The sequence below is a fragment of the Alcaligenes parafaecalis genome (assembly GCF_026344135.1).
Classification (GTDB): domain Bacteria; phylum Pseudomonadota; class Gammaproteobacteria; order Burkholderiales; family Burkholderiaceae_B; genus Alcaligenes; species Alcaligenes parafaecalis.
Window position 1 is genome coordinate 636,820 of record NZ_JAPKNA010000001.1, and the last position, 13,194, is coordinate 650,013.

Annotated in this window: 9 protein-coding genes and 1 tRNA gene; 7 read left to right on the forward strand and 3 right to left on the reverse strand. The window is 49.5% G+C overall.

All coding sequences use genetic code 11. The features are described 5' to 3' along the window. The first annotated feature begins 6 nt into the window (after positions 1-6). From OSH09_RS02990 to OSH09_RS03015, 6 genes are all read left to right on the forward strand, one after another. Positions 7-1,650, forward strand: coding sequence for a dipeptide ABC transporter ATP-binding protein (locus OSH09_RS02990; RefSeq protein WP_266120095.1), 1,644 nt, complete (start codon positions 7-9; stop codon positions 1,648-1,650). A 119-nt stretch (positions 1,651-1,769) separates the two neighbouring features. Then, positions 1,770-2,705 (forward strand): N-carbamoyl-D-amino-acid hydrolase, encoded by a 936-nt coding sequence (locus OSH09_RS02995; protein ID WP_207874617.1) that lies wholly within the window; start codon positions 1,770-1,772, stop codon positions 2,703-2,705. After that, positions 2,696-3,877: a YgeY family selenium metabolism-linked hydrolase gene (locus OSH09_RS03000; RefSeq protein ID WP_266120096.1), complete on the forward strand. Its 1,182-nt coding sequence runs from the start codon at positions 2,696-2,698 to the stop codon at positions 3,875-3,877. The genes OSH09_RS02995 and OSH09_RS03000 overlap by 10 nt, the downstream gene beginning before the upstream one ends. A gap of 19 nt (positions 3,878-3,896) precedes the next feature. Continuing rightward, positions 3,897-5,423 carry a M81 family metallopeptidase gene (locus tag OSH09_RS03005; protein WP_266120097.1) on the forward strand — a complete coding sequence of 509 codons (1,527 nt, stop codon included), beginning with the start codon at positions 3,897-3,899 and terminating at the stop codon, positions 5,421-5,423. A gap of 219 nt (positions 5,424-5,642) precedes the next feature. Continuing rightward, a tRNA-Pro gene (locus tag OSH09_RS03010) sits at positions 5,643-5,719 on the forward strand. A gap of 620 nt (positions 5,720-6,339) precedes the next feature. Next, positions 6,340-6,570, forward strand: a complete 231-nt coding sequence (locus tag OSH09_RS03015) for a transcriptional regulator (protein ID WP_266120098.1) — start codon at positions 6,340-6,342, stop codon at positions 6,568-6,570. 811 nt (positions 6,571-7,381) lie between these two features. Here OSH09_RS03015 and OSH09_RS03020 read toward each other — a convergent pair. Together OSH09_RS03020 and OSH09_RS03025 are read right to left on the reverse strand one after the other, a co-directional pair. Continuing rightward, positions 7,382-8,302 (reverse strand): retron St85 family RNA-directed DNA polymerase, encoded by a 921-nt coding sequence (locus tag OSH09_RS03020; protein ID WP_266120099.1) that lies wholly within the window; start codon positions 8,300-8,302, stop codon positions 7,382-7,384. Then, on the reverse strand, positions 8,302-9,234 hold the full coding sequence (locus OSH09_RS03025; RefSeq protein ID WP_266120100.1) for a retron St85 family effector protein: 933 nt from the start codon (positions 9,232-9,234) through the stop codon (positions 8,302-8,304). Before OSH09_RS03025 ends, OSH09_RS03020 begins: the two co-directional genes overlap by 1 nt. 540 nt (positions 9,235-9,774) lie before the next feature. On the opposite strand from OSH09_RS03025, the gene OSH09_RS03030 reads away from it, so the two are divergent. Next, the gene (locus OSH09_RS03030; protein ID WP_266120101.1) at positions 9,775-10,413 is read left to right on the forward strand and encodes a recombinase family protein; all 639 of its coding nucleotides are present in this window, start codon (positions 9,775-9,777) and stop codon (positions 10,411-10,413) included. A gap of 283 nt (positions 10,414-10,696) precedes the next feature. Here OSH09_RS03030 and OSH09_RS03035 read toward each other — a convergent pair whose 3' ends face one another. Next, positions 10,697-13,126, reverse strand: a complete 2,430-nt coding sequence (locus tag OSH09_RS03035; RefSeq protein ID WP_266120102.1) for an AAA family ATPase — start codon at positions 13,124-13,126, stop codon at positions 10,697-10,699. Positions 13,127-13,194 lie beyond the last annotated feature (68 nt).

A 13,194-nucleotide genomic window follows, 5' to 3' on the forward strand; every position in this document is an offset into this window, starting at 1 on the left:
ATGACAATGAATACCTCTAATAGCCAGGCTCAATGCGTTTTGTCGGTGAAGGACCTGTGCATTGAAACCAAAGCCGCCCAGCCGCGTCAGTTGGTGAACAAGCTCAGCTTTGATGTTTATGCAGGCGAGACGCTGTGCATTGTGGGCGAGTCCGGCTCAGGCAAATCCTTAAGCTCTTTTGCCATCATGGGCTTGCTGCCGCCCGATACCTTGCGTGTCAGCCAGGGCAGTATCGAGCTGATGGGCCAAAACTTGCTGACGATGGACAAGGAGCACTTGTTGTCCTTGCGGGCCTCGGCCATGTCCATGGTGTTTCAGGAACCCATGACAGCCTTGAACCCGGTACAACGGGTGGGCGAGCAGATTGACGAAGTCATCCGTATTCACGAGAAGAACAGCTCCAGGCAGGAGCGCCGCCAACGTGTGATCAATATGCTGGAGCGCGTGCGTTTGCCGGAGCCGGAAAAGCTCTTCATGGCCTACCCGCATGAGCTGTCAGGTGGTCAGCGCCAGCGCATCATGATTGCCATGGCCTTGATCTTGCAGCCACGTTTGTTGATCGCGGATGAACCCACCACGGCACTGGATGTGACCACGCAAAAGCAGATCCTAAGTCTGATCAAGGAACTGCAAAGCGAATGCGGTACCTCCGTGATTTTCGTGACGCATGACTTCGGTGTGGTGGCTGATATTGCCGACCGGATTCTGGTGATGAAGCGTGGTGACAGCGTAGAAATGGGCACCTGCCAGCAGATTCTGTCCAACCCCAAAGAAGCCTATACCCGCTCTCTGATTGCTTCCGTTCCCAATGTGCATCCTCCAGCAAAAGAGGAGGTGCAAAACGAGATCGTGCTCAGCGCCCGTGGTTTGGGCAAGGTTTACGGCTCGGATTGCTGGTTTTCCAAGGGCCGCAAGATGCATGCCTTAAGCGACATCAATCTGGATATACGCCGGGATGAAGTGCTGGGCGTGGTGGGGGAATCTGGCTCGGGTAAATCCACCTTGGCGCGCTGCATTATTGGCTTGGTTGAAGCCAGCTCGGGGCAAATCACTCTGAACGGCGACACTTTGCCCGCCGCTTGCAAGGACCGCAACCTGGCGCAACGGCGCAAAGTGCAGATCGTTTTTCAGGATCCGTATCGCTCGCTGAACCCCCGCGTGACGATTGGCCAGTCTTTGACAGAAGGCATGCACAACATCGGCGTTGATCCCAAAGTCGCCATCGAACGCGTGACCGAGGTCTTGTCCATCGTAGGACTGGATGCGGACGTGCTGGAACGCTACCCCCATCAATTCTCGGGCGGCCAACGGCAGCGACTTTGTCTGGCCCGCGCCATTGTGATGGAGCCGGATGTATTGATTGCAGACGAGTCCGTGTCCGCGCTGGATGTGTTGGTGCAAGAGCAGGTGCTCAAGCTGCTGCTGGATATCAAGCGCAAAACCGGCGTGGCCATCCTCTTCATTACCCATGACTTGCGTGTTGCAGCGCAGATTTCTGATCGCATTGTGGTGATGCAAAAGGGCAGGATTGTGGAGGCCGGGGAACCGGGGCGTGTCATTAGCCAGCCTAGCCAGGCTTACACCCGTGAACTGGTAGAGTCCGCACCCGGTGTGCATTGGGATTTTCAGAATTTTTGCGCTTATGCCTGATTAACACGGTTGTTGAGGCTGTGTTGATCGTGCAGGGCTAAATCCTGCTTCTGGAAAGAGGCAGGGCGTACCGAATCCCGCCTTGGGCGGATCTTAATTGTTGATGGAGTTCAAATCTCATGTCCAGGTTTGTCAATGTAGCAGCGGCTCAGTTGGGCCCTATCGCACGCAGCGAAACTAAAAAACAGGTAGTGGACCGCCTGCTGGCCCACTTGCATCAGGCCAAGAAAATGGATGTTGATGTGGTGGTGTTTCCTGAGCTGGCGCTGACCACGTTTTTTCCGCGCTGGTTTAGCGAAGATATTTCGGACTTTGATTGTTTTTATGAAACCCAGATGCCGGGTCCAGATACCCAGCCCTTGTTTGATGCCGCTGCCAAGCTGCAGATTGGTTTCTATCTGGGCTATGCCGAGCTAGTCATTGAAAACGGCGTGAAACGTCGCTTCAATGTGTCCATCCTGGTCGATAAAACCGGCACGATTGTGGGCAAGTATCGCAAAGTGCATTTGCCGGGCCACGGTCAGGATGAGCCTTGGCGTGCTTTCCAGCATCTGGAGAAATACTACTTCGAGCCGGGTCAGGAGTTTGGTGTGTGGTCGGCCTTCGGGGGCGTGATGGGTATGGCCTTGTGCAACGACCGCCGCTGGTCGGAAACCTATCGTGTCATGGGTTTGAAGGGGGTGGAAATGGTCATGCTGGGCTACAACACGCCGGTTCACAACCCGCCAGCGCCAGAGCATGATGACTTGTCCATGTTCCATAATCACCTGGTGATGCAGGCCGGGGCCTATCAGAACGGCACCTGGGTCGTAGGGGTGGCCAAAGCGGGCAGCGAGGAGGGGATCGAGATGATCGGAGGCAGTGTGATCATTGCACCGTCCGGCGAGATTGTGGCGTCTTGCTCAACCAAGGGTGACGAGTTGGCCATTGCCCGTTGCGATCTGGATTTGTGCAATTCCTACAAGAACACCACCTTCAACTTCGAGAGGCATCGTCGACCAGAAGCGTATGGTTTGATCAGCTCGCAACGTGGAGCGGTCGTGCCATGGGCGTGAACGAACATAAAGCCAGGGAACTGGCCTGGGATGCCGTCAGCCTGACACAGGCTTTTGTCCGCATCCCCAGTCTGTCCGGGCAAGAGCAAGGCATGGCGGATTTTGTGCAGCAAGTCATGCGGGAACTGGGCTTTGATCAGATCAGTGTGGACGAGAAAGGCTCGGTGCTGGGTTTACTAGGCCCGGCACAGGCACCGTTAGCCTTGCTGTTTGATGCCCACATGGATGTGGTGCCGATTGCGGGGACCTGGACGGTAGAACCTTTTGGGGCCGAGATCCGGGACGGACGCATGTATGGACGTGGTACCAGTGATATGAAGGCCGGTCTGGCCGCCGCTTTATGTGGCGCGGCAGCCGCGGCTCGTTCGGGCAAATTAAAGCAACGCATCGCCGTATCAGCCAGCGTGATGGAAGAGGTGATCGAAGGCTTTGCCTTGTCTCAGGCGCTGGAGCACTGCGAACCCGCGGCTGTCGTGATTTGTGAGCCATCGCGTTTGCGCATCATGGTGGGACAGAAAGGGCGTCAGGAGATTTTGTTGCGTCTGCAAGGTCGCCCGGCGCATGCCGCCTTGCCGCATCTGGGGGTGAATCCTATTCAGGCGGCAGCCAGGGCGATTTCCGCACTGCAAACCCTGGATTTGCCGCAGGATGCACAGGTGGGGCAGGCCCTGCTGGTGCCTACTGACATTATTTCCGATCCGCATCCGTCCATCTCCCTGATTCCTTCCTCCGTGACAGTGCGTTTTGATCGCCGCACGCTGGTGGGAGAAAGCCGCGTATCGGTGCTGCAGCAGATGGAGCAATGCTTGCAGGCGGCAGGGGTGGAGGGCTTTTCGTTGGAACTGGTAGACAGTCAGGTACAAACGTATACAGGTCAGCAGGCCAGCCCTCAGAGAGACTTGCCCGCGTGGCGTCTGGACGAGTCCGCGCCATTGGCGCAAGCCATGGTGCAAGCGGTTCAGCAAGCAGGGCGGCCGGTTGACATGGATACGTGGTGGTTCTGCACGAACGGGTCGGAGTCTGCAGGGCGACGGGGGATTCCAACCATCGGTTTAGGGCCTGGCGAGGAGGCTCAGGCGCACACCGCCGATGAGTCCGTGGCGATCGATGATGTTCTGGGGGCTAAAGACATCTACGAGCAGCTCTGCATCCAACTGGCGGGACAGGCGTAATAGCAATCGGAGACAAGTGATGCGTATTGCAGTAGCGGGTTTTCAGCACGAGACCAATACTTTTGGACCGGCCATGGCCACGATGGCGGATTTTGAGCATGGGGGCGGCTGGCCAGGGATGTGCCGGGCAGCCGCCATCGAGCCAGCCTTGCGTGGGGCCAATATTCCGGCGGCTGGCTTTATGGCGGCTGCTGCGCAGGCTGGGGTCGAGTGTGTCCCGCTACTGTGGGCCGCCGCCAGTCCTTCTGCACCAGTCGAGGCCATGACTTACGAGGCGATTGTCGCGGAGATTCTGTACCGTCTGGAGCAAGTTCTGCCCGTGGATGCGGTGTATCTGGATTTGCATGGCGCCATGGTGGCCGAGCATCGCGATGATGGTGAAGGGCATTTGCTGGTTCTGGTGCGGGAGATGGTGGGCCCCGATGTGCCTGTGGTTGCCAGCCTGGATTTGCACGCCAATGTCAGCGATACCATGCTGGCGCAGGCGGACATTCTGGTCGCTTACAAAACCTATCCGCACGTGGATATGGGCCAGACCGGAGAGCGCACATTTCAAGCCTTGATGCGATGTGTAAAAGGGGGAGAGCGCCCCAGGCTGGCCTGGCATCGACTCCCTTTCCTGATTCCAGCGATATGGCAAAGTACGGAGATGGAACCCGCTGCCAGCTTGTATCGCAGCTTGTCAGCGCTGGAAGAGATAGAGGGTGAAGGCAGCGTGTCATTTGCGATGGGTTTTCCCGCTGCTGATGTGCCGGAATGTGGTGCTGTACTTTGGGCCTATGCACAAAGCCAGGAGCAGGCCGATGCTCGTCTGGCGGAGTTTCTGGATGAAGTCTTGAGTAAGGCGGGAGGCTTTCAAGGTAAGCTCTACGAGCCGGATGAGGCAGTGCAATGGGCCCTGAATCATCCCGGTAAAGGCCCGGTCATTATTGCGGACGCCCACGATAACCCCGGCGGTGGTGCTAGCTCGGATACCTGTGGACTGCTGCGGGCCTTGTTGAAAGCCAAGGTCTCGGACGCGGCTTTGGGGCTGATCGTGGACCCGGAAAGCGCAGCGCTGGTTCATCAGGCCGGTGCGGGTAAAACAATTGAATTGTCCTTGGGCGGTAAATCCGGTGTGCCCGGTGACATGCCTTTGCATGCACGCTTCTATATCGAGTCGGTATCTGATGGGCAATTCCGCGCCACCGGCCCGTACTACGCAGGCTGTGCCATGAACCTAGGCCCCAGCGCCTGTTTGCGCATAGAGGGTGTGCGTATCGTGCTGGCGTCCTACAAGTCGCAAATGGCGGATCAAAGCATGTTCCGTTTTGTGGGGGTAGAACCGGAACAGATGAAGATACTGGTGCTGAAAAGCGCCGTGCACTTCAGGGCAGATTTTGGCAGCATCAGCAACCAAATCATTGTGGGTGCGGCGCCAGGAGGTGTTTCCATGCGCACAACGGATTTGCCGTGGCAGCGTTTGCCGGTGGAACGCCTGCTGTATCCCGGTGGTCCCAGCTTGTTGCAATGGCGGATGATGCAGTCAGAAGGGCGGGCAGGATGACAAGAGCTTTGCATTTTTAAACCAAGTAGGTATACTCCTGCCTTCACGGTTTTGATACGGATTTGCTTGGTAAGCGAGCATTGAAAATCAGACCGCCTGTTCAAGCAAGTACAGAATTTTGATTGATGCCGAGATTAACTATCGAAAATCTCGAATCGAAAGAAAATACCTAAAAAACACTTGCCAGAAAGGAAGAACAGGGTTATAGTTTAATTCTTTCGGGGCGTAGCGCAGCCTGGTAGCGCACTTGCATGGGGTGCAAGGGGTCGAAGGTTCAAATCCTTCCGTTCCGACCAAATATTTTCTAGGTAGTAGTCTGGTTCTTTAACGATTCAGTAACTGCCTTGTAAGGCAAAAAGCTGTGGTAGCGATACCATGGCTTTTTTCCGTTTCGGTCATGGAAAATACAAGGCTTTGCTTAACCTCCTTTGACGTACAGGTGGCTAAGCAAAGCCTGATGTAAAAGCATCAGGCTTTGAGATACAGCGTCCTGGTTAAGTTGCTGTATCGACCTTGGCTCAGTATGAGACCCCTTGTTCGAGCAAGAGACCTCGCATACGACTGATCAAGTTATTGCTGTTTGTCGGGAATTACCCGCCATCCCCGCGATGGTTGTCTCACGACAATGGGCGCCCTCTAGGTGTCACATAGAAATGAGACAACCCTTCGTAGGGTAGCCAGTCACACCTTCTCTTTGCGCACACTCAACGTGCCTGAAGGCTAACTGGTTTTTCATAGGTTTTACTTCTGCCCCTATGTAATCGGGCAGCCGGCCTTCACTGCACAATAATAATTCTATGCATGAGCCGGTATTCATCGACCAGGTTGTTAATGAGCATCCACTGGTAGTCAGTGGTCAATGGTATTATTAACCAAAAGATAAAAACCTGCAACTCGTACACATTAGCCACAAGAGATGAGCGATTTTCTACCTATACGACAAGCCTGTGAAATTGCTGGTAGCCTAACGGCCCTGGCTAAACACTTAGGCGTAGCCCCCCCTATAGTCCACAGATGGGCCACTGGAGCTCAAGAGGTTCCTATTATTCGATGTGTTGAAATTGAGAAAATGACTAAAGGTGTTGTTACTCGTCAAATGCTACGACCCAATGATTGGGATCAGATTTGGCCTGAACTCTCTAGTTAAAGCCTCACTGAGATAATACATTTCAAAGCCTACTCCGAGGTCAGTAGTGATATTAGTCGGGGTAGCCTTGCTTGGATTAACAGTCGTTAAAAATAGAGGCTAAACGGCCGAGGTCATTTTTTGAATAGGTGTCACATCGCCCAAAGCTATATTTAGCCGTTCGTGACTGTAAATTCATGGCGAGTGTGTGGGGAATCTGGGAATCAGAATCAGAAACTGAATCGAATAGTTGGTGTGTGAGCCGTTATAACGAACGTCTGGTGTTACTGCAAGTTATGTATTTTTTTGCGGATTGCTAGGCTGAATAAATTGCAATTTGATCTGGTGTTTCTTAGCCTAGTTTATCAGCGCCGAGCTGGCATATTTTGCGCATACAGAACGGGCAAGGGTTCATGCTGGCCGCGGGTGTCAAGTGTTTACCTTGTTGAAAGCGCAGCTATAGATAGATGCGGTATATACACTTGTGGTGTCATTCTAGATCTTTGATATTACGCAGGTGCAAATAATATAGCCGAAGCCCCAGTTTTGCGGGCATAAGTTATCAATGAAACCAATCGGCTGGTTGGTGCTGCTTAGCCTTGTCTGATATCGATAGCGCTTCTCGCTGATTGCAGAAAACGCTTATGATCTGCGCGTGGTTTTGAGGCTTAATTGTCCTATCTTAGGGTAGGCTTAATTTAAATATATTTCAAGATTAAACCATTTATGGTTTTAAAAAAATATTATTTATTACAAAATTAATTGCGATCCCGACGCTAAAGTCTCTGTTCTGTAAAAGAATTATAGAAATTTTATATATCTTTAAAAGATATTATTTCATTAATTTTTCATAAATATTTTTACCAAGCATTCTTTCAATGCTTTCCACATAGCCTGGTTCGACGGATAGTGCAAAAGCTAACCAGCCTCTTAGTCTTAGTACATCATTGGGGTCCAATTTATTTACCCCATAATTATGAGCCATAGCTCTAATCAGCCTTTTTTTATCTCTTCCCAAAGATATTTTTCCATCATTTGTTAAGATTAATCCAGTTAGCTGCCTTTGAAATTTTTTTGAAGTAAATACACTTTTTTCTTCATTTAATTCTAATCTGGGGTATTTTAATGACTGGCATAGCTCCCTAATATAATTTTGCAGTCCATCAAGAATATGTGGTTGATTTGTAGAGAAAGCTAAGTCATCAGCATATCTTGTGTATTTTATCTTTCTCTTCATGCAGTAATCTGAAACCATTTCATCAAATGGATACATGATTGTATTCGACACGGATGGAGAGCTTGGCGCCCCTATAGAAAGAGAAAACCCCCTTTTACTCTTATCATATCGAAAAAGTAATTTTAGAATCACTGATATGTCTTCTTTTTGAAGGTCAGTGTAGTTAGCCAAGTGCAGTCTTAAATCTCGGGGTTTAATTGAAGGGAAAAAATCTTTAAAATCTAATTTAAGAAGATATTTTTGTTGAGCATGAGAGCTAGCATGGTTTTTTATCCCTTTACCCAACCGATACGCCATAGCCGCATCGTGTACTGGTAGTTTGTTAATAAATTTCTGAGTTATCCATCGCTGTATAATTTTCAATTCAGCTGTCGGTTGGGCTATCACCCTCAGACCGCGGCCATTACGTTTTTCAATAAAATGAATTTTATATCTACGCGGTGCCGATCGAATAAAAAACTCAACCTCTTCTTTTGATAAAGGATAAGCTTTTTGGAGATTTTCTATAATATTCATCACGCATATTCCCCATGCACTTGGATATATGCTTTATTTCTTCTACTGTCTTTTTTTAATAGATCAGAAACAAGAATTTTAAATCTAGATCGATCAAAATTCCTTGCGCCTTCACTTGCGGTATAGTCAAGATAGAATTGCCGGTTTTCCTTAGGAGCAATCAAGTATTTTTGATTATATTGCTGGCAATCTTCTATTAATTTAAATCTTTTCAATTGACCGATAAACTTACGGAATGTTTTTCTATCAATCTCAACATTCATAAACTTCAAGATATCAATTACTTCACTCTCGGTAAGAGCACCAAATAAATCAACAACATCAGCAATTAATAATAGTTGATCACGGATTCTTGTCGATAAAAAACCTTCTTTTTTAGGGTGATCATTCACCTTTTCCTGTAATATTTCAGCTACAACTGCGGCCTCATCATAAAACTGCTCTACGGTTTTAGCGTCTATGACACAAACTGATGATGCGCCGTAGGTATCAATAAGCTTTCGTAGCGGTCCAAACACTACAAATGATTCCTGCTGATAATGTTCCCTCCTGATCACCACTTGTAATCTTTCGGATAAAACATCATCCATACAAAAAACACCTAATTCAGCTAGAGAGCCGTAGCTTTCAGAAAAAAGAAGGATTGCGCTAGACAAGGCTCCCGCATCTCGCTCAAACTCAACGAGATTCGGGTAGTTTTCAAAATGATTCCATTCATGAAAATATTCAGGTAGCTGAAAGCAATCAACAAGCGGATTGCGATTTTCATGTGTCCAATTAAGAAAGGCATTTCGAAAAGAGGAGTACCGATAATCAGCCTCAATGCCAATTGGACCACCTCCAAAAATCAGAACGATTTTTGGGCGTCTAATAATTCGCGTTTTTTCTGGCGAAATAATAATTTGAAATTTTTCTAATTCGTCAGCAAACAAGTCAATTACCTAAATTAGGCACGAAAAAGGCATAGGCCTAATCGGGACCTACTGGACACGGATTAGGCCTATGCCTTTTTCGTGCCGAAGATGTAATCCACTACAGCTCAGTCTGGCGAAACGCCCGACAATTGATAACAAAGCAACTTGTTACCGCGCGTAATTGTGCTTTGATTTTAACCATAAACTCTATTTTTTGCAAAACTTGAATATCTCCCAGGCGGCTAAAACAGCGGCACAGTTCCAGTGACGTAGCGTAGCTACTCGTGTTAAGTCAGATGTAAAGCAGAAAGAGCAGGTAATGATGTGTCAGTGAAGAACCTTATGAGTACCCTAAACAAAGACGTATAAATAGGGCAGATTAGCCTGTTCTAGTTTAAGGGCCTGGAAGGGCGCTTCTTAGCCACTTTAGGTAGTCAAAAGCAGAGTGGCTAAATAGGGTCGATCTATAGTCATATTGACCATCTTTATTTGATGGGCTAAATTGGGTATACCCAATTTATCTAAAAAATGAAACATAGATGTGGATGGCCATATAGTATGAAAGTAGCTCGTATCTACATGCGCGTCAGTACGGATGAGCAAGACCTTGAGCGGCAAGAAGGCATTATTGATTCTACGAAGGCGATGGGTTTCTATATCGCAGGTGTTTATCGAGAAAAAGCCTCTGGCGCCCGAGCTGATCGTACTGAGTTACAACGCATGATTGCTGACCTGCAATCGGGTGAAGTTGTCGTTGCTGAAAAAATTGACCGAATCAGCCGCTTACCGTTGATTGAGGCAGAACATTTGGTTGCTTCGATCCGCGGCAAAGGGGCAAAGTTGTCTATACCTGGTGTCGTCGATTTGTCTGAGTTAGCGGCGGAATCCAAAGGTGTAGCTAAGATCGTCCTAGAGTCTGTTCAAGACATGCTGTTAAAACTGGCCTTGCAGATCGCGAACGACGATTATGAGGATCGTCGTGAGCGTCAACGTCAAGGAATTGAGTTGGCCAGAGAAGCGGGTCGTTATACAGGCAGAAAAGCCGATACTCAAGTACATGACCGCATTGTCGCGTTACGCGATGCGGGTCGAAGCATTGCTGATACAGCTAGGCTAGCAGGATGCAGTACGAGCCAAGTTAAAAGAATCTGGTCATTGCACCAGAAGACGGAAATACGTAAAAATGTGGAAGCATAATCCTTGTTAACTCAGACCTGATCTGACAGACAGTGACTGATCAAGTATCAGAGCTCTCGGAGCGTCTTTTTTTGGGCCAACTGCAACCTCCGGCCGACTGCTCCCGCAGGACTACATCAGGCCGGTTGCGGTCGGTCATGACAAAAAGACCAATGATTGTTGATGCGCAGGACAGTCGTTGAACTGAGGCTAGCAGCTATCTAGAAATAGCTCACCTATTCACCGTGAAATAAACAAAGCACCCTGACGGGTGCTTTGTTTTAAAGTTGCCGCATTAAAAAGGTCAACCGACTCGCTCAGGCTCGCCAATGCTCTTCAAGAGAGAGTTGTATTGGACCTTGTCTGACGCATAGATCTTTTCCAAGACATAGTTGGCAACCTTGGCAATCTCTGGAATTTCAACAGGCTTGAAGCCTCTGTCTGGAACAGCCTCTAGGTGTGAGAACTCGTTGTTGAGGCGATTGATGAGTGCAACGGCTGTGTCTTCCTCTTCACCAAAGAATTTCTTGATTCGTTCAAAGGAGTCGTTCTTGTCGTCGTGGTATGGAAACTTGAAGAACAAGAATGCCTCCAGGAATTTGCGCAGATTGTTGCCGAAACCAAAGAATGGCTCGTGGTTTTCTGCTGCGGCAGCTTGGTCCTTGCACTTATAGATTTGGTGGAAGAGGTAGTGAAATTCGGTGATGTAGTCTTTGAGGTAAGACGGCATAAGCATGATGTTACTTGAGGCGCCGTTTCGCTCAATCATGAAGTGCTCATGATCGCTGACACTCTTTGCCTTTACCCCCTCTGCTGCTGGCAGTTTCTTCATCGGAAAGGAAAGGCGCTTGAGGTACTTCAAAAAGTCCAAATTGTGCGTGGAGATGAACAGCTGCTTGTAGCGGTATGAATTTGAGCCATCTGGCTTCTTCACTGGCTTGGTGATCAAACTTTCAATCAAACTAAACATGAAGAAGATGTGATTGCCATCCAAGCTTGAAATTGGATCGTCAATGTAAATGATTAATTCTTTGCCTTTGCTCTCTGGGGCTTCAAGCTTGGCCATGAAGTAGCAAAATGCGATGAGGCTACACTCGCCTTCGGAAAGGTTGTAAGCAGCGTTGCCATCTCGCGTGATCTCAAACTTGACGGTGGTTTTGTCTGCACCGTCACGAGCTTCTAGCTTGATGCCGTCATGGCCGAAGAAATTGTTGAGCAATTCATTGACTCGTATTGCCCCTTTTCGCTCATCCTTTTGTTTGGCCCTCAATGTCTGAACTTCAATTTCGGCTTCACGAATATTTTTTTCTGCATCGGTGAAGGTTGTGCTTGCGGTATCAGCGGTGGTCTTGAGGGTGGCGATCCTTCCTAGTTCCTTGTCATATGTTATGGCCTCAGCAAAGGCGAACACATCAGCCAGGCGAAGTGCCTCTCTGGCACTGATTTTATCTTCGTCCAACGTCGCAGTCTTGCCGTTGCTCGTGTCGATCAGAGCATTGATGTCGGCAACGTGCTTTGCGATTTCCTTGGCATCATGGGAGGGAGTCTTTAGGGGAGTGGGCTGGAACAGGTTCTTCTTCCGAGTCTCAAGCGACTTCTTCAGCGTCTCCAGATCCTTCTGGTAGACAGCCAGCGCTTGAGACAGGGCTTTGTTGCTGGCTTCAAACGCGGTGCGTTCGTCGGCGTAGAATTGCGCACTTGTGAAGGTGTTGAGTCCTGCAATCGTGCCAATCTCGTTCGTGACTGACGCGATAGCCGCATCCAAGGATGTTTCCAGGTCGCCAGATTCCTTGCTGAAATGCTCATCGAGCACCTTCCAAATGTCGTGCGGCAGATCCTGTCGGCAGAAGGCACATGTATCGCGCTTATCGCGGTGATGCCCCATACCTTGCTTGACCCAGAGTTGCAAGGCGCTGTCTTTGAGCAATTCCTCAATTGCCTTGGTTGGTGTGATTGTTTTGGACAGTAATGGTTCGGCAGTGGCCGTCAAAGACTTCAGCTTGAGGGTAACGACTAAGCTGTCAGTGATGTCAGGCAGGGCCTCTTGCTTGAGCAGACTCAGCTTGACGGCCTGCTGCTCAGTCGTGAGGGTGATAAAGCCAGCCTTCTTCGTGGATGCAATGTCGCTTTTGATATGTGCAATGTTGTAGACAGCACTGCCGTACTGACGGTTCTTCTTAATTTTGTCATTGGCATGGACACGCAGTTTTTCTTCTAGGTCTCTAGACGCAGCGGTGTGGGCAGACTTGGTGCGATCGCGCTCTTTCTTTTTGGCTTCTAGATCAAACCGAAGCCCTGCCTTGCCTTCCAGGCTGCCAAGCCTAGCTTCAATCGCAGCGATGGCGTCGTCAATTTCTTTGTTCTGCTCACCCACGATGGCAAAAGTCTTGATTATGCCACCGGCTTCTTGATTGACCAGAAAGCTGAGGTTGTCGGTGACGAAGTCGCGGTTGTAGACCCGCACGTCGTAGTTGTGGGCTAGCAAGTCAGTATGGGTGATATCACCTTTGTCACCTGTCAGGGTGAAGGCTGAGCCAACATAGTTTTGAGGGAGTTTGCGAGTCTCCAACGAACGGAAGACCCGCGAAAGGGTTGTCTTGCCAGAGTAGTTACGCCCGTAAAGAACGTTGAGGCGCTTGAAATACTGAACATTTCTGCCACTGTCTTTGACCGTTTTTCTCCAGTCTAAACCTTGGAAGCTGCCAAAGCTGGCTATGTCTATCTGATTGATCACCGACTCCGTCCCCCTATAGTGGCCCGCAGGCTGTTTGCAACAAAATGCTGCATCAGTCTACTAGACGC

Bases quoted from the DNA above. Each gene is read 5' to 3' on its own strand.
- OSH09_RS02990 (WP_266120095.1), top strand. From the start codon at position 7: ATGAATACCTCTAATAGCCAGGCTCAATGCGTTTTGTCGGTGAAGGAC.
- OSH09_RS02995 (WP_207874617.1), top strand. From the start codon at position 1,770: ATGTCCAGGTTTGTCAATGTAGCAGCGGCTCAGTTGGGCCCTATCGCA.
- OSH09_RS03000 (WP_266120096.1), top strand. From the start codon at position 2,696: ATGGGCGTGAACGAACATAAAGCCAGGGAACTGGCCTGGGATGCCGTC.
- OSH09_RS03005 (WP_266120097.1), top strand. From the start codon at position 3,897: ATGCGTATTGCAGTAGCGGGTTTTCAGCACGAGACCAATACTTTTGGA.
- OSH09_RS03015 (WP_266120098.1), top strand. From the start codon at position 6,340: ATGAGCGATTTTCTACCTATACGACAAGCCTGTGAAATTGCTGGTAGC.
- OSH09_RS03020 (WP_266120099.1), bottom strand. From the start codon at position 8,302: ATGAATATTATAGAAAATCTCCAAAAAGCTTATCCTTTATCAAAAGAA.
- OSH09_RS03030 (WP_266120101.1), top strand. From the start codon at position 9,775: ATGAAAGTAGCTCGTATCTACATGCGCGTCAGTACGGATGAGCAAGAC.